15 protein-coding genes are annotated in these 16,445 nt (G+C 44.2%); 6 read left to right on the top strand and 9 right to left on the bottom strand.

Annotated elements, in window-relative coordinates; translation table 11 throughout:
• Positions 1–6: 6 nt before the first annotated feature.
• The 4 genes from D8S93_RS12615 to D8S93_RS12600 all read left to right on the top strand — a co-directional run bounded on the left by D8S93_RS12615 (position 7) and on the right by D8S93_RS12600 (position 6,931).
• Positions 7–561, top strand: a complete 555-nt coding sequence (locus D8S93_RS12615) for a sugar O-acetyltransferase (protein ID WP_005393677.1) — start codon at positions 7–9, stop codon at positions 559–561.
• A gap of 87 nt (positions 562–648) precedes the next feature.
• Positions 649–882 (top strand): hypothetical protein, encoded by a 234-nt coding sequence (locus D8S93_RS12610; protein ID WP_005393681.1) that lies wholly within the window; start codon positions 649–651, stop codon positions 880–882.
• A gap of 1,029 nt (positions 883–1,911) precedes the next feature.
• Positions 1,912–2,781: a hypothetical protein gene (locus D8S93_RS12605; protein ID WP_152813486.1), complete on the top strand. Its 870-nt coding sequence runs from the start codon at positions 1,912–1,914 to the stop codon at positions 2,779–2,781.
• A gap of 31 nt (positions 2,782–2,812) precedes the next feature.
• The gene (locus D8S93_RS12600) at positions 2,813–6,931 is read left to right on the top strand and encodes a M66 family metalloprotease (RefSeq protein ID WP_152813484.1); all 4,119 of its coding nucleotides are present in this window, start codon (positions 2,813–2,815) and stop codon (positions 6,929–6,931) included.
• Between the two features lie 70 nt (positions 6,932–7,001).
• On the opposite strand, the gene D8S93_RS12595 is transcribed toward D8S93_RS12600, so the two are convergent.
• From D8S93_RS12595 to D8S93_RS12580, 4 genes are all read right to left on the bottom strand, one after another.
• Positions 7,002–7,184: a hypothetical protein gene (locus D8S93_RS12595; RefSeq protein WP_005393690.1), complete on the bottom strand. Its 183-nt coding sequence runs from the start codon at positions 7,182–7,184 to the stop codon at positions 7,002–7,004.
• Positions 7,185–7,348: 164 nt separating this feature from the next.
• Positions 7,349–8,035 (bottom strand): helix-turn-helix transcriptional regulator, encoded by a 687-nt coding sequence (locus tag D8S93_RS12590; protein WP_152813482.1) that lies wholly within the window; start codon positions 8,033–8,035, stop codon positions 7,349–7,351.
• A gap of 47 nt (positions 8,036–8,082) precedes the next feature.
• Positions 8,083–8,397: a hypothetical protein gene (locus tag D8S93_RS12585; protein ID WP_005497913.1), complete on the bottom strand. Its 315-nt coding sequence runs from the start codon at positions 8,395–8,397 to the stop codon at positions 8,083–8,085.
• Between the two features lie 115 nt (positions 8,398–8,512).
• Positions 8,513–9,436 carry a LysR family transcriptional regulator gene (locus D8S93_RS12580; RefSeq protein WP_005384329.1) on the bottom strand — a complete coding sequence of 308 codons (924 nt, stop codon included), beginning with the start codon at positions 9,434–9,436 and terminating at the stop codon, positions 8,513–8,515.
• A 138-nt stretch (positions 9,437–9,574) separates the two neighbouring features.
• Between D8S93_RS12580 and yjjG the strand changes: the two genes are divergently transcribed.
• Together yjjG and D8S93_RS12570 are read left to right on the top strand one after the other, a co-directional pair.
• Positions 9,575–10,249, top strand: coding sequence for a pyrimidine 5'-nucleotidase (gene yjjG / locus D8S93_RS12575; RefSeq protein ID WP_029800868.1), 675 nt, complete (start codon positions 9,575–9,577; stop codon positions 10,247–10,249).
• 51 nt (positions 10,250–10,300) lie between these two features.
• Complete coding sequence (locus D8S93_RS12570) at positions 10,301–10,840, top strand: NUDIX domain-containing protein (RefSeq protein ID WP_152813480.1); 540 nt, start codon at positions 10,301–10,303, stop codon at positions 10,838–10,840.
• Positions 10,841–10,918: 78 nt separating this feature from the next.
• Here the strand turns inward: D8S93_RS12570 and D8S93_RS12565 are convergent, their stop codons facing one another.
• The 5 genes from D8S93_RS12565 to D8S93_RS12545 form a co-directional block, all read right to left on the bottom strand.
• Positions 10,919–11,353, bottom strand: coding sequence for a hypothetical protein (locus D8S93_RS12565; protein ID WP_005393700.1), 435 nt, complete (start codon positions 11,351–11,353; stop codon positions 10,919–10,921).
• Positions 11,354–11,373: 20 nt separating this feature from the next.
• Positions 11,374–11,925: a YtfJ family protein gene (locus D8S93_RS12560; protein WP_152813478.1), complete on the bottom strand. Its 552-nt coding sequence runs from the start codon at positions 11,923–11,925 to the stop codon at positions 11,374–11,376.
• Positions 11,926–12,003: 78 nt separating this feature from the next.
• Positions 12,004–12,723, bottom strand: a complete 720-nt coding sequence (locus tag D8S93_RS12555) for a carbonic anhydrase (protein ID WP_152813476.1) — start codon at positions 12,721–12,723, stop codon at positions 12,004–12,006.
• 78 nt (positions 12,724–12,801) lie between these two features.
• The gene (locus D8S93_RS12550; RefSeq protein WP_193621607.1) at positions 12,802–14,151 is read right to left on the bottom strand and encodes an OmpP1/FadL family transporter; all 1,350 of its coding nucleotides are present in this window, start codon (positions 14,149–14,151) and stop codon (positions 12,802–12,804) included.
• Positions 14,152–14,867: 716 nt separating this feature from the next.
• Positions 14,868–16,124, bottom strand: a complete 1,257-nt coding sequence (locus D8S93_RS12545; protein ID WP_152813472.1) for a type 2 secretion system lipase — start codon at positions 16,122–16,124, stop codon at positions 14,868–14,870.
• Positions 16,125–16,445 lie beyond the last annotated feature (321 nt).

Raw genomic sequence — 16,445 nt, 5'->3', positions numbered from 1 at the left:
CTCCCAGTGACAGAACTCGAAAAAATGATGTCTGGTCAAATCTTTGATGGCATGGACAAAGAAATTGACGCAATTAGAAGTCATGCTCTTCAAGCACTTAGAGCGCTCAATAACAATACCGACGAAAGTCAGCGCGACGAATTACAAAAACAGCTGTTTGGCAAAGCGGGTCTTTGCATTGTTCAAGCACCTTTCCATTGCGAGTTCGGTAAAACCATCGAAATCGGCGAAGAAACCTTTATCAACATGAATGTGGTCATGCTTGATGGCGCTAAAATTACCATCGGGAACCACGTGCTAATCGGTCCAAGCGTGCAATTGTATACGGCTTCTCATTCTGTTGATTACCGAAGTCGCCGACGTTGGGAGACTTTTTGTAAACCTATCACGATTGAAGATGATGTGTGGATTGGTGGTAACTCCGTCATTAACCAAGGTGTAACGATTGGTGCTCGCTCGGTGATTGCGGCGAACTCGGTCGTCAACCATGATGTGCCGCCAGATTGTCTATACGGAGGCACACCTGCTAAGTTGATTCGTCGTCTCAACGAAGAAGAGTAAGAATCGATAGTGATGGTATGATGACTCGCTTTACAGGCATAAGAGAATCATGCCATCAGAAAGGGATAATTCGCCAAGGAGTCTAAGATGTCGAACAAGACAGAAGTCCTCATGTGCCCGACATGTGGGGTAGAAACGCATCATGTAGTGGTGTTAGTCAGAAAGAAAAGTGGCTTTGAAGGCGATAAAAATCGCAACAAGAAAGAGTTCATCGCTGGATTTCTCAAAAGTGTAGTGTTCGGCGCCTTCCTTGCTTCTATGGATGAATTTGAACGTCACTTGATCTGCGAAAACTGTGGTCATAAAACCATTCAACAGTAACTGATAGTCTTTCTTTCTCTGCATAAGTTCATAAGTGCGGTTTGAAGCACTGGTTATTCAAATCGCATTATCCTCTTTTAGTGCTTTTGCTCTTCTTATGTTCCTTTCTCAAAAATGAGTCACATCAGTACACGTTTTAACCGCTTGGATACAGGTAAGTCACTGCTATGTATAATAAATTTGGTGGGAAATACGTGTTTCAGCTCGATGTTTAACCTCTGTTCTATCGACACGTTTTGGGTCCGTAAACACTTAAATTTCGTTTGCTTTATGTTATACACAGTGTGGTTTTGTGAAATTGGTCACATTAATGTTTAATTTATAGAAAAACATTTAATGAATAGTAATTCACAAATATGCTGACCGTATGTGCTATTTAGTTTTGACTTATCCTTTGAATATTCACTTGGTGAATGCTTTGTTGGTTTTAGATTGACTGAAAGTTTGATTTTCTATTCAAACTTGTGAAGGGTTGAATAGATATATTAGAAAACATGAATTTGATCTTGTTTCTATCTTTTGTTTTAAATGCGAAATTCATTATTAACAACGGATGGTTTTGATGATTTCTCTTATGTGTATCCCACCAATTTTAGAAATTGAAAATTAAACTTTCTCAATACAATAACGACTAAAATTAAACGGAATGATGTTCTTATATTTTTTTTATTTTAACTTTTACATTTTCACTCATTCATTTTAACTGTTTTTGTTGATTTTAAGTTGTTGATAATAATTGTCTTTTAGCTTTTATTTTAATGGCGTTGCTTTGCTGCTTCTTTAATGTTGTGGTGAGTGGTTTTATTTATAAAAAGTCATTTTAAAGTACGTTTTTAAGCAAAGTAGAACGCGACAATACTCAGATAAATAGTATTAAAAAATTAAATAAGGATTTAACCATAAGAGTAATTTTATGGTTGATAGGTTTATTGGGGTTGATTATCTGAATTTTTATGGAATTTCATCCCAATAATCTGTTTGTCTTTAAGTTTATTCTAATAAACTTAATTCTCATGGAAGTTTCAAAACATGCAGCACACAACAAAGTGGATGATGACGCCGCTTGCAATGTTGTTGGGTACGCTGTTTTCAGCGCCATCATTCGCGGTGGAAACGAGTGTAATTGATAGCACTAGCACGCCTGAATCTACACAAAATGAAGGAGATGCGTCCTGTATTGTTTGTAAGTTTAGTGGGGCCGTTTACCTATCTTACGATACAAACATTTACGATAAAGACGACTACCGTTCTGTCCGCAATTTCTCGTGGGGAGGCGATCTCGTTTATTCCTTTTCGAGCGACACAAAAGCCTATTTTTCTACGGGTGGCTATCGTGCCCTAGAAGATGAAGTCGGCACCTACGCGACAGATTCGGTGTTGGGCTTGCAATACACGAACCTATATCGCTTTGGAGATACAGGGAAAATCGGCGTTGCGGGTCAGCTCACCATTCCAACTTCAGAAACATCTCGTAAAGATGAACTGCACACCGCGGTTCGTTTAGATGTGCCGATCTCTTTTTCAGCTTGGAGCGTCGATTATTCGGTTTCGCCAAGACTGAGAAAAAATTTCCACGAATACAAAACCATGGGGGGACGCTCGCTGACTGAGTGGACTTACTCATTGTTTGCTGTTGCGGAAAAGTCGTGGGAATCGTTCGCAGTGGGGATCACGGCGTTAGGTGGTAACAGCATCAGTTATCAAGGTACGCGCAGAAGCAGTTGGCAGTATGAAGGGGCGTTGTACGGCACATACGAGTTTGATGAAAGCTGGTCATTGCAACTCGCGGCGTCATCAACGGGTTTCTATCAAGATGCAGAGCGAGGCACCTTGGGCAACATCGATTTGTTGGACCAAGAGAAAGCGTCTTACATCGCGACAGTGACTTACTCCTTCTAGGAAAATAACAACAATTAAGGATATCCAAATAATGTTTAAAAAATTGACTCTGGTGTCAGCAATAACGGCCGCACTTGCAGGCTGTGGCGCAGATGATCAGGCGTATGACTATGTCGAAAGAGATGCAAAAGAAGTCGCAGTAAAAGACCTTAAAGACGGTCGTTGGTTTTACGTTCCGACGACTGGTGCCGCTCCACGCTTTGCTCTGAACCAATTCCCATTCTTGCAAGGTTCACCTCGTTACGTTGAGCTTTGTTTTACCAAAGAAGGTCTGGAAGTTCGCAGTTACGATAAAAACTACCCAGACGCGCATCTAAGCAAAGATGCTAATAACTACTGCGGTGAAGAGAAATTTGTCGCAGACGACGACGGCGTTAACTTCGCGCAAGTGCTGACGATTCCGGGTGACTTTGCGGCGTATCGCTGTCAAGAAGACGCGCATGGTGATTGCACCAACAAAGAAGAAACCAATGAAGACGCAAGCCTAAACTACAAGAAGAAAACCCACTTCACTCCTCGCCCTGAAGATCTCGAAATTGCAGAATTCAATATGGAAGATCTGTATGGCATTACCGAGGGCATTGATGAAATTGGCGCACCACGATTGATCTCGTGGGACTTTGACCCTAAAAACGGTCTTCTCAATTTCGAACTAGAGCGCACGTTCCGTATCGATTTAGATAATATTTCCGACTACATTAACTTTGCAACGAAAGCGAGCTTGGATGAAGCGCTTGTAGATGGCGCATTTAAATCTCGTTTCTACTACTCGTTAGTGCACGAAAGTGAAGTGGCAACCGAAGGTTACCAACCGATCTTGTACCCAGTGGGTGATGAGAACGACATTGGTTTCTTCACCACGTCGACGAAAAAGCTTAACCCAGTCACGAATAAATACGACCGTGATGTGGTTTACCTCAATCGTTTCAACCCAGATCAAGGCTCTATCAAATATTACTTGAGCGACAATTTCTTTGAAGAGAAGAACAAGTTGTTCTTGGATGCAACGCTGCAATCGATCGACAAGATGAACCAAGCGCTGAATGTATTTGGGGCGGATGCAGGCAAGCCTGAAATCGAGATTGTGAACAAAACCAAAGCGGCTGGTATTCACCCAGGAGATCTGCGTTACAACGTGATTAACCTGATTGACGAGCCTCTAGCGAACGGTCTGCTTGGCTACGGCCCGTCGGTTTCTAATCCGATGACGGGGGAAATCATCAAAGGCCACGTGAACCAATACGCAGGCGTTGCAAGAACGGGTGTACCTTTCTATTGGGATAACTTGGCGCGATTCTACAATCGTAATCAGCTGGACTTAGATGGATTGGATCCACTGCCGACTAATAGTGAAACGGTGAAAACAGAGGTCGAGGATAGAGTTGAAGCCCTCTCGACAATGGCAGCAATGGCGAGCCTGAAATCGGATGAAAACACTTATGCGCCTTTCGTATCAAAAGAAGACATCGTTTCTGGCAAGGCGGCGACAAAGAGCCCAACTCAGCTAATGAAAAACTTCAATGATGATATGGAGTTTGAAAAGGTGGTTGCCGCTGAAGAGAACCGTTTGTCTTTTTGGGCAGAGAACAACGTCTATCCAATTGAAGCGTCGTGGGTTTCTTCAACTAACAAGGCCATGTTGGACAACTTGAAGTTGGACGACGAGCGTTACTTTGAGATCAAACTCGATGACGCAGGTAACGAAGTATCGCGTCAGCTTAAGCGTTGGAAATACCTGCCAAAAGAGTTGCAAGTGAAAGCCGCAGATGCGATTACGGTTGCGACTTACAGCAATACGCTCGTTCACGAGCTTGGCCACAACATGGGTCTGCGCCATAACTTTAAAGGCTCAAATGACAAAGCGAACTACTACACGTTAGAGCAAGCGCATCAACTTGGTTTGAACAACATTCCTGCTTACAGTTCGACGATGGACTACGCACCAAGCATGTTGGATGAAACGCCAACTTGGGGTCTGTACGATATTGCGGCGTTTAAGTTTGGTTACGGTCGTAAAGTCGAGACGATTCAAGATTCTTCAGGTTCAGCTCCTGCGCCTGTTGCGAAACCGGCAGACAGTGCGAGCGATGAAGACAAAGCGGCATACGCTCGTTACCTCGCTGATCAGCAAGCCTACCAACAAAGCTTTGCATACAAGTTTGGCAACAATCCAGACAACACATCGCTGATGGTGTGTTCTGAAGTGAAGGCACTAACGGGGAACGAGAAAGGCAAATCACTCTACAACTGTGACTTCAGCCGATTCGATACCGCCGCGTTGTCTGATGATCCAGAACTGAATGCGAAAACTCGTTATGGCGCACTTTACTACCTAGATAAAGTGAATGAAATTGAGCGTAAGTCTTACGATTTCTGTACCGATGGGAACGTTTCTCTAAACAGCGACTGTAACCGTTTTGACGAAGGTACAAACCTAGAAGAAATTGTTTCTTACGAGTGGCAGAACTATCTCGATAGCTATGATCGACGCAACTTGGAGCTATATGGGACGACGGGATTGTTCTCGTCCGATTATCCTGGGTACTTAGTGCGCCGTTATATGGAAATGAGCGCTATCCGTGACAAGATGGAAGATCTTGAGCGCATCGATAACCTGTACACCAATCTTGGTTACACTTCGTCAACGGATAAGCCGGGTGACTTCTTATTGCGCCTTGCTTCAAACCCTCAATACTGTAGCGAAGGCAAAGCCGATAACTCATGGTTCTGTGATTACGCGAATGGGGCGAAAAAATCCGCGGCGTTCTTCCTTGATATCTTGCGCACACCAGAGCATCAATGTGTGATAGAAAATGCGGCAGGCAACCAAAAAGTGATTTCTTTTGGACAACTGTTAGACAACAACTCACACCAAATCCCGGCTGATTACGATCTTTCAACAGCCAGCTGTTTTGATGATTTGGCAGCACGCTTTATCGAAGATTCAGATGAGGGCTATATAGCTGTTGCGGAAACTGCGAATGGACGCTTCCTAAACTCAATTGGTAGCTTTGACCCGGATTACCCTTGGTCAAATGCGGTGTCTGTGTTGGGCAACTGGCCAGACAAAGCGTTGGCGAGCCACTTCTTAGCACGTCGATTCTCGAACCGTTTTACCGATGAGGTGAGCTTTGCATCGCTGCTTGATATCCCTGGGGTGCAAGCTGAATACGAAGACATCATGGGCAACATCGTGGCAAATGACGCGTTAAATACGCCAGTTAAATTGGTGGGTAAAGACGGTAAGGAATACACCAATCTAAAAGGTGTTACCGTGAACCTACACATCACTGAGCAAATGGAGTCCCTACCACCAATGCCTCGTGGTATTGCAAGATTCCTTGATATTGGCGCAGAAGGTCGCGGACGTGTTGGCGATGTCATCTTGAGAATGGGTGTGAACCAAATGAAGTCTTACGATTATACAGTGAAGACTCGTGGTCAATCTCAGTTTGATACGTTTACGAAGCAGCAAGACCGTTACGGTATCATCGCGGGTGACAAGGTTGAGTTTGTTATCGACGGCGAGAAGTTTGTGGCAACAAAAGCAAACAAGCTGGCTTACGACTACGCAAATCAACTGGTGACGTCCAAAGGTTACGATCTAAAAACGTACCTAGATAGCTATGAGCCTGCAACACTAAACAAGGTTGCAGAGAGCATCGATAGTGCTTGGGGGCCATTCCGAACAGCGATTGTCCCAGCGTTCCACGATCCTGTATTGCTGCTGGATGCGCCAATGGTCAACGCAATGAAGCGAACCATTGATGCGGATATCGCGGCAGGTGTGCTGTCGTTTAGCCAGTCTTTCATCAACTTTACGACAGCGAATGTGACTTCGGGTGATTTGGTCATCGATGCAACTTCGGGCACATTGAGCTACAAAGGTGGTAAAGCGCACGATGAGCTGAAAGCGTTCGAAGCTTACACTGATGCGATGCTTTTGATTTACAACGATCACGCCGAAGACATGATGTTCGCGGTCGACAATGTGTACGCAGGGTACATGGCGTCTTCAGATGCTGACAAAGAACTTTGGCTGAAAGATCTCAATATGATTCAAGCGTATTTGCGTGGTGATATCGGCGCTGTGGCTGGTGATTACTACAAGATGCTTGATCGCCTACCAACTGCAGTGAGTTTCCAGTAAATAACTCTTAATTCACTCATACAAAGGCCTGCAGTAATGCAGGCCTTTTTCGTCATAGGATTGATGGAATTTAGGAGTGAAAGATGATCTGTCCGTCCTCAGTCATCACAAGTGTCGCTTTGCTTTGTTCGATAAGTTGGGCAGCATAAGAAGGGGTAACGGCCTGCATATCACCTTTAGATCGAAGAGTTAAAGACTCCCACGCTTGATCTCGATATTTTCCTGCTTGGGTGTATTGAATCAGTACTTTCATAGCTTCACGCTCCGGTGTGGTTGACGTGCTACTTAAGTTAACGATCTTAGGTTGGTTGCGCATCTGTTAAAAACGAAACATTAGTTTAACCAAATGTGCGTTTCCAAATATTGCGCATTGAGCAGAGCAATTTAGAATCCTTGTGATGGAAGGATGAAGAACACTCAATCTTTCGATTCATACTGCGCAATATAATGTTTGAGAGATTTGGTTTCCGCAGTCTGAAACTCTTCATCGTGCATACGCAGTGCTTGGATACGGTCGAGGCGGAACTGGCGGTAGTCATCGCGCAATTCGCACCAGGCGACCAGCGTCCAGACTTTGCCCCAAAAGAACTGGCCTAACGGTTGGATTTTTCTTTCGGTCACTTGTCCGCTTTCATCTTGGTAATCCAAACTGACTTTAAACTGATGATCAATCGCGTGGCGCAGAAGCTGCCCTCGTTTGGCAGTCTCGGATTGGGTGTGATAATCGGGCACAATCAGCGGACAATCTTCCACTTGTTGTTTGAGCTTATCGGGCAATACCGAAAGTATTTTGGTGGACGCAGAGTGAGACGCTTCGGCAAGTTCGGCATCCGACCAAGCTCGAACCATCCGCATACCCAGTTCAAGCGCCATCATCTCTTTTTCTGAGAACATCAAAGGCGGCAGATGAGAGCCAGCTTGCAACAAGTAGCCAACACCTGCTTCACCTTGAATAGGAACACCAGAACTGAGCAACGACTGAACATCGCGATAAATCGTACGTTCGCTAACTTCCATTCTTTCTGCGAGCTCTTTCGCTGTCACGGCGTAACGCTTTGCGCGCAGAAGCGTCAGTAGCTCAAACAGTCGTTCTGATTTGCTCATGATGTTCCTTATCTAGACCTACTGGTTGTTAGTGGTAGTGTGGCTGATTACTTCTCTAGCTCACTGCACATTTTTAAGTTGTGATGTTTAAGCTCGAAGCTTTCGCAGTCAATCATTGATAACAGAGGCTGAAATTCAACGGCTTGCTTAATCTGTTTTCCCGCCTGTTTTGCATCGTCCATTGAACGCCAGTAAATGATGTCTGTCCACACATCGTCCGTCGCTTCGTGACTGAGTGAGCGATACAAAAAGCCCGGCAGATTCTTCACAAACGTTTGTGACTGTTTGGCAGCAGCGATCACGTCTTGCTCTGTTGTGCCTGCGGTTAGACGAAATTGCACAGTTTCGATAACGGTTTCCATATTGTGATTCCTTATTGGTTTTGGCGGATTGCCTGTTGAGTTCCAAATAAGGTTACGCGGATGGAATGTCAGAACATGTCAGTAGTGAAATCTCACTCACTTATCATCAATATGGTTATTTTTCTGGGCTGTTGTAACGATCCCAGTAAGGTAAATCTGTGCCGAGTTTTTCGCTGATAAAATCGATAAAGGCTCTTACTTTCAACGGCATGTGCTTGCGCTCAGGGAACACCGCATAAATGGCGTGTTCTGGTAGAGAGTACTCTTCCATCACCGGTTTTAGATTTCCTGCGGCAAAGTCTCTTCCTGCAATAAATGTTGGCAGTTGCGCAATGCCCGAACCTCTTAACAGCAACTGGCGAATGGCTTCGCTGTTATTGACGATAAAGTTTCCTTTTGGAAGCACCTTGTATTCGCTGCCATTGTTGATGAACATCCATTCGACGCCGCCACGGAAATAGGAATAGCGCAGGCAGTTGTGACTGACTAAATCACTTGGTTTTTGTGGTGTTCCAAACTCCGCTAAGTAATCTGGCGAGGCACAAAGCACACTTTTACAAGGGGCGAGACGTTTTGCGATTAGATTGGAAGAGGTGAGTTCACCAATACGGATCCCCAAATCAAAACCGTCTTTAACCAAATCGACCATTTTGTCTTCGAGGTTTAAATCCACTTCAATTTTCGGGTAACGAGCGAGAAACTCGCTGATCAAAGGCGCGATATGCAGCACACCGAAAGACATCGGCACGGTAATTTTGAGCCGACCTTGTGGAGAGCCTTGCAGCTCCGATACCGCGTCCACGCCTTGCTGGGCTAGGTTGAGCGCTTGAGAGGCGTACTCAAAATAGCGTTCTCCCGCTTCGGTCAGGCTCAGCTTACGCGTGGTTCGGTTAAGGAGACGAATGCCCAAATCGTCTTCTAGTTGGTTGATGCGTTTGCTGATCGCCGATTTCGTCAGATTCAGCTGTTTGGCCGCAAGGGAAAAGCTGCCGCATTCGACAACAGCAACAAAAACGGGCAGGGAGGCAATCGCGTTCACATCAATCTCCTATCATCGTGAAGCATTTATTGTTGAGCATAAGGATACAATTAATTTCCAATTATAGAGATTATCTTCAAGAAGAAAACAATCTAGACTATGCACCAGTATTACGACCTTGATTTTGGGAAGAAGAAAATGAAGTACGATTGGATCCTGTTTGACGCTGACGAAACCTTATTCCACTTTGATGCTTTCAAAGGTTTGCAGCTTATGTTTTCTCGCAAAGGCGTAGATTTTACTGAACAAGATTTTGCTCATTACCAAACCGTAAACAAACCGCTTTGGGTGGATTACCAAGACGGCAAAGTAACGGCAGATGAGCTAAAACATAACCGCTTTACCGAGTGGGCTGAGAAGTTGAATACCACAACAGCAGATCTCAATAGCGCATTTTTAGAAGCAATGGCCGATATTTGCAGTTTGTTGCCAGGTGCAAAAGAGCTGATGGAAGCGCTGCAAGGCAAAGCTAAAATGGGCATCATCACCAACGGTTTTACAGAGTTGCAAGCAATTCGCCTTGAGCGCACAGGGATGACTGAGTACTTCGATAAAGTGGTGATCTCTGAACAAGTGGGCGTAGCAAAACCGGACTTAGGTATTTTTGAATACGCGATGCAGCAAATGGGCAACCCATGCAAAACGCGCGTACTGATGGTGGGTGACAACCTGCATTCCGATATTCTGGGTGGTAATAATTTTGGTATTGAAACTTGCTGGTTAAATACCACAGGCGCAAGCGTTGATGAGCGTATCGCACCAAATTACACCGTTGAGTCTTTGAGTGAACTAAAGAATATTTTGGTGGCGTAACCGAATCGGGTATTATTCCGCAGTAACCCTCAGAAAAATCAAGGAATAACCATGTCAGACATCAAACAGTTAGACAGCAAAGTCGTTTACCAGAATAAGTGGATGACGGTGCGTGAGGACAAAATTTTACGTCCGAGCGGCGCAGAGGGCATCTATGGTGTGGTCGACAAACCTGATTGTGCTGCGATTCTGGCTATCGATAATGGGATGATTCACTTGGTTCAGCAGTACCGTTACACCGTAGGTCAACGTTGCTGGGAGATCCCACAAGGGGCGTGGGAATCAAACCCAGATGCGGATCATCTTGAGCTTGCCAAAGGTGAGCTACGTGAAGAAACGGGCATGCAGGCGAGCGCCATGGCGTATGTCGGCGCGCAGTTTATCGCATACGGCTTTTTGAATCAGACATGTCACGTCTACTTCGCCAGTGATTTAACGGACGTGGGCAATCAACTCGACAGTGAAGAAGAGGATTTGATCACTCGCGCTTTTTCTGTTGAGGAGTTCGAACAGATGATGATCGACGGCACGATCAAAGATTGTGTCACCATCGCCGCTTATGGTTTGGCGAAGCTGAAGGAATTCATTTAGTGAGCAATGACAATTTTTAATAAAAACAGCGGTCTAGTGCCGCTGTTTTTAGTTTGGGTGAGCTCGTTGAGCCATTGCTTACTCGTCGATTTTCTTGCCTAAAATTTCTACTTTCGCTTTCTTGGTCACCCCCGCGACTTGCAGTGCTGTGCTGCCAACCGATTCATAGTTCAACTCGATCTTGTCTAATTTCGCGTTATCTTTCGTTGGTAGGCTTAAGCTTCTTGATGACATGCCTTTAGTCAGAACACCTAAACTGTCGAACGTCTTTTCCTGACCATCTTTCATGATCACTTTAACGCTTTTCAGATCGACCGTACCTTGCGTACATTTGATTTTGATGTGGCTGAAACGAGCGTTAGCAAATGGTGACAGTGGATTGACTGTGTCGGTTTCCGATTTAAAACTGACGGTTTTATCTGCAATCTTGTCCCAATCGTTGTCTCCAGCAACCGATTGGAAAGAGGCTACAGCCGCTAAAAGACAGAGTGCGATGGTGTTGAACAGTTTCATAGCTTTTCCTTACCTTAGGTTTAGATATTCTGTTTAATCAGTTCGATGACGTGTGTGACTTCGTCTTGAGTTAAAGCCCCTTCTTTCACGAATAAAATTTCGCCTTGTTTATTTTGTACGATAATCGCAGAACTTTCTTGCTGTAGATCCCAAGTTGTTGCTAATACGCCATTTTTGTCTAACACCATGGAAGACCAAGAGAATGTCTTTTTGCTGTCCTCTGCCGACGATTTTACAAATGTACCGGTCCCCCAAATGGCGTCTTCTTGGTTGATCACGGTTGTGGTCTGATACTGATCTTCAGGAAAGTGAGCGGCAGTGATTGCTGACATCAGCGGCGCGTTCATCTCTTTAGCTTTACTACGACCTGCAATGGCTTGTATCACACGGATTTTGCCTAACATCTGCTGAGTTGCCCAAGGTTGATAAGCCACATCGTTTCCTTGCAGCGTCATTTCGCCATAGGTATCAATGCTGACGGAAGGGGTGGTTTGACCGACAGAAAGGTTATGAGAGAAGGCGAGTGTCGGGGTGAGTGCGAGTAAGAGTGACAGAACAGATGGAGTTTTCATTGGGATTCCTGTAACGGAGTGAGGTTAGAGCGAATCAAAATAAGGGGCAAATACGATGCCCCTTATCGGATTTGGCGATTAGTTAGAAAGTACAACGCGCGCATTTAGCGGTTGCAGCGGACGATTGTTTTGTCCCATGACTTCCATCAGTTTCTCGGCTTGATCTTTGGATAAGGTTTGAGTGTCTTTAAGCACAAACCAGCGCACACCTTCTGAACATGGCGGTGTGGTTAAAGAGCCGTTAAATCGATAGTAGTTTGCAGTTTTTGGCAGTAAGTCGTTAATCTCAAACGTATCTTTAAAGAACGTGGTTTGATTCTCTTGTGGGATTGCGTTGATCAGTTTAGACAGCGCTGCGTTTTGATCGCCAGCATCAAACATCACCGAAATTACCGCCAACTCGCCATCTGCGTTGGCGTGCACAAAGTGCGCTTCAAGTGGATATTGGTGGCCTTTGATTTGGTTTTCTGAAGGTGTGTGGAAATGGAACTGTTGCAGCTCGAACGTCTCGCCATCGATGGTGAAGCTGTTACGTCCGTTCACTTGCGCTTGCAGCGTATGACCGTTGTTGGTTAAACCAATGACTTGACCTGTGTACGAAAGGTTCAGTGCTTCCAGTTTTGCATCGGCTGGGTTGTCGATGTTGATTGGGCTTTGGTTTTTCGTGGTTGCGCAGTCTTTGGCGATTTCTCCCCAGTGCTCTGGCCCGTGTTTGTCATTGCCATAGCCCCATTCTGAAGCCTGAGCCGCGTCTAGAGTGAGAAGTGAGAGTGAAAAAGCAAGTAGTGTTTTGTTCATAATAATGTCTCTTTTCGGTCGCTTTGATAAGCGTTGTTACAAGGCAATGACCTAGAGGTTTGATCACTGCCTGACAAATTAGAAACGGTGGCTGAGTTGGGCACCAATTAGGAACGCATTTGAATGGGTCACGCCCGTTACCATCGGTGCAGGAACACCTTCATACGCGTACTCTTCTACGTTGACATCTTCACCAATCAAGTACGTCATGCCGATGTCAACCGTGGTATCTGATGACCATTGGTAAGAGGCACCCGCAGATAACCAGTGACGGTTCGAATCTGGAATAGAAAGCGAAGTCAGCTCATCGACAGGTGTTTTGTCGAACATGTAACCCGTGCGAAGTGTCCAACGTTCATTGGCGTACCAAGTCGCACCGATGGAGTAGTGCGCGGAGTCTTGCCACTGAAAATCTTTTAGCAACTGATCATCAGCTTTCAAGCTGTCAAATGCTGACCAACCAATCCACTGCACAGAATAGTGCAGGGCAAATTTAGGTAAGACGCGGTGATAACCGGAAAACTCCGCAATATCCGGTAGCGGCATAGCAAGTGAGTCGTACGATTCGCCAGCAAAGTGGATGTCACCCTTGGCATCGATGTTAGGGCTGTGCTTGTAGCTTAAACCTAAGCGATGACGTTCGTTAAACTCGTACATCATGCCAATATTCGCGCCAAGCCCAATGCCGCCAGCTTCCACATCAAGTGCGTTGCCTTTTACGGATCCACAGCGTTGTTCTAGTTCGTTTCCAAGTATGTTCCCACCAACGCAAACACCCACGTCCATATCGCGGTACAGTTCACCAGAGCCGTAAATCACATCAATACCACCACCGAGACTAAAACGGTCGTTCACCTTGTATGCCAAGCTTGCGCCAAGGTTGACACTCGCTACGCTGGTGACACCGCCAAAAACAGGTGCGCCATAGTTTGGTTTAAACTCCATGTCGGTTCCGAAGTTGGAGTATGCCGATAAGCCTAGATACCAGTCGTCGTTGATAGGGTGAATAAAGTAAAAATTGGGTACAACGGCTGGTTGACCAACGCCATCGACGTCATCAATGTCGGTCACGGTCTCTGATGGGGTAACACTTACACTTGGTGGTTGAAGGTTGGGTATCAATCCACCTCCCATGCTAACATCGACATCCGCATTAATATTAGCTCGATGATATTGCGCATTTTTAACGGTAACGTCAGGTTTGACGTAAGTGACACCGAACGATAAGGCATTTTGTTTAAACAGCGTCATCGCTGCGGCGTTGCGGCTGACTACAGATGCATTATCACCAATGACGGCATCACCAGCAAAAGCACGACCAAGACCCGTCGCCGAATGTTCGTTAATTTGAAAACCACCGGCATACGCCGTCGATGAGGCTAAACCGATTAATAAATAAATCGGTGAAAGAGTTAATTGTCGCTGCATGTTTTTTCTCATGAATTAATTAGAGGTTGTATTGCAACGAAAAGCAGTAAAATAAACAAATCTGACCAGTATATTTAGGGGTAAAACTAACAGTATGTTGACAATAAATAGATCTAAATTAATAAATATTTATTAATGAATTTATTAATGGTTCATGTCGTGAATATTGTGATTATTTTAGGTGTAAATTAAACTCAGAGCCTCTATTTTTATTTTTGCGGTATTACTTCTCTATTTTTATTGTGCTGACTGTTCCCTAACAAACAGAGGCAAATCCAGCGATAAAGTGTCCGTGATGGAAACTCTGAGTCATTTGTATTTCCATTGCATCCCAACGTTGGTAGTTCGAATCAGCAAGAGAACTATCGTTTTAAACCCACATGACACACTCCTCTCGGTCTTACCTGTGTTATGTGGGTATTTTTTATTTAACTTGCCACTTAACTCCTCTTTAAATGCATAATCAAAATGACCATAATTAAATTTTAATGGATGGCATATTGAATAATTTTTTATTTTACTGGTTTATTGGTATTTAAAAGTTTTGTTTATAATACTTATAACTTGAAATTTTGTATTTAAATTATTGTTCATCTATATTTAAATATAAATTAGACTCATGTATATGAAAACAAAATGGCCACGAAATATCGTGGCCATTTTTAATCATCAACGTATTTATGATGATTAAGAGTTTAACCTATAAGAAAGTCTTATTAAAAGCGAAACTCTTCTAAGTTATTGCTGCTTTCCAACATTTTTTCAGCAACATAACGATGCGTGGCTGTGGTTGGGTGAGTCACATCCCAGAACACAAACTTATCTGCGCCAGATGCCGCACACTCAGAGCGTAATGAATGGGTGTACATGTAGTCAACAGAGGATGATCGGTTGATGTCCAGACAAGGATCACTTGCATTCACGAACCCGTGTTCTTCTGGTGCCGAGGTTAACGTCTCAAACAGCGCGTGCGTATCAAACAATGAAATGTTGTAACCTTGAGCTTTATAGTACATCGCTTGTGCTTTGATGAACTCGTTCATTTTCAATACTTTCGCGCGAATCGTTTCAATTTCTTCCTGCGTTGAGTATTTGAACTGTGGTGCTTTGGTTGCGTCTGGCAGTGTCATCAACATGAAGTTCTTCGCGCCCGCGTCTGTTAGACGAATCAGAGCTTCAGCGTAATCCGCTTTTACTTCCGGCACGCTACGGTTGTAGTTCATGAAATCATTTAAACCAAACTCCAACGTAAACAATGTGTTTGCTGGGTTGTAGTTTTTCGCCAGTTTTGTGTAGGTCAAGTAAGAAGAAACTTGTTCGCCGACACCTGTTAGCGCAATGTATTGGTTCTCACCTGCTGCGCCGCCAACTGCCCAGTTATAAAGCGGTAAGTTTTTGGCTTTAGCAACGTATTCCGTCCAAACAAAACCGTTCGAGAAGTGACCTAAGAACCAGCTGTTTGGGTTAGGGAAGCGCCATTGGGAAGCGTTAAAGATGTTGCCTGTATCAGATAAGCTGTCGCCCAAAGCCACTACTTTGTTGATTTGATCTGGTTGCATTGCAGCATCATTGCTCCAGATCGTGTGGTTATAAGAATAGCGATTGTCAGCAGCAAAAAACGTAATGTCTGCGTTCTCGTTCGCCAGATCTAGTGTTTCTTCACAGCGCTGGCGAATCACGTTTTGTGAAGTGTTGGTGTAGAACATGTTTTTAAATGAAACAGAGCTCCACCAATAACCGTCGATAGTGAAGTCACTACCATCTTGGTTTTTTGCCCATTTCCAGTCGGTAGCCGCATCATCCTTAGAGTGGCTCGTGCGATACCAGCAGCGAACGTAAGTATAGGTTTGATTTTCTTGCGTGCTGACCACTTCAGACGCAGAAACCATTTCTGGTGATAATGTTGGCTCCTCTGCAACGGCATAGGCAAGCGGAAGTAATGCAGTTAATAGTGTGATTGTTTTTTTCATCATTCACTCTTCTTGTAATGGTTATGGTTCCGAATACGTGAATACGCTCGGCTATAACAGTATTTAGATGAGAATTTTTCTCACTAAACCTTCTAATTCTGAGTAAATACTCAAGACAGTCAACAACTAAATATTCAATATTTCAGTTTTGGCACCACGGTCAAAAAATCCATTCAGCATAGCAATCGATTAAATGTGTATTATTTAGAATAATTACTCACTAACATTAATTTAACATGCACTTTTTGTTAATTAAGTGATTGCTTTATAAGGTTTTGTTTATGCTTTTTGATGTTAACTAAAAATGTTTATTGAATGATCTTT

Source organism: Vibrio sp. VGrn 2 (genome assembly GCF_009361695.1).
Classification (GTDB): domain Bacteria; phylum Pseudomonadota; class Gammaproteobacteria; order Enterobacterales; family Vibrionaceae; genus Vibrio; species Vibrio diabolicus.
Note: the sequence above shows the minus strand (reverse complement) of the source record. Positions and strands in the feature narration are given on the sequence as shown.

Excerpts from the sequence above, each read along its gene's own strand:
- D8S93_RS12585 (WP_005497913.1), bottom strand. The coding sequence starts at position 8,397 with ATGGAAACCGTTATCGAAACTGTGCAATTTCGTCTAACCGCAGGCACA.
- D8S93_RS12605 (WP_152813486.1), top strand. The coding sequence starts at position 1,912 with ATGCAGCACACAACAAAGTGGATGATGACGCCGCTTGCAATGTTGTTG.
- yjjG (WP_029800868.1), top strand. The coding sequence starts at position 9,575 with ATGAAGTACGATTGGATCCTGTTTGACGCTGACGAAACCTTATTCCAC.
- D8S93_RS12610 (WP_005393681.1), top strand. The coding sequence starts at position 649 with ATGTCGAACAAGACAGAAGTCCTCATGTGCCCGACATGTGGGGTAGAA.
- D8S93_RS12560 (WP_152813478.1), bottom strand. The coding sequence starts at position 11,925 with ATGAAAACTCCATCTGTTCTGTCACTCTTACTCGCACTCACCCCGACA.
- D8S93_RS12565 (WP_005393700.1), bottom strand. The coding sequence starts at position 11,353 with ATGAAACTGTTCAACACCATCGCACTCTGTCTTTTAGCGGCTGTAGCC.
- D8S93_RS12550 (WP_193621607.1), bottom strand. The coding sequence starts at position 14,151 with ATGCAGCGACAATTAACTCTTTCACCGATTTATTTATTAATCGGTTTA.
- D8S93_RS12590 (WP_152813482.1), bottom strand. The coding sequence starts at position 8,035 with ATGAGCAAATCAGAACGACTGTTTGAGCTACTGACGCTTCTGCGCGCA.
- D8S93_RS12600 (WP_152813484.1), top strand. The coding sequence starts at position 2,813 with ATGTTTAAAAAATTGACTCTGGTGTCAGCAATAACGGCCGCACTTGCA.
- D8S93_RS12595 (WP_005393690.1), bottom strand. The coding sequence starts at position 7,184 with ATGAAAGTACTGATTCAATACACCCAAGCAGGAAAATATCGAGATCAA.
- D8S93_RS12545 (WP_152813472.1), bottom strand. The coding sequence starts at position 16,124 with ATGATGAAAAAAACAATCACACTATTAACTGCATTACTTCCGCTTGCC.
- D8S93_RS12570 (WP_152813480.1), top strand. The coding sequence starts at position 10,301 with ATGTCAGACATCAAACAGTTAGACAGCAAAGTCGTTTACCAGAATAAG.
- D8S93_RS12555 (WP_152813476.1), bottom strand. The coding sequence starts at position 12,723 with ATGAACAAAACACTACTTGCTTTTTCACTCTCACTTCTCACTCTAGAC.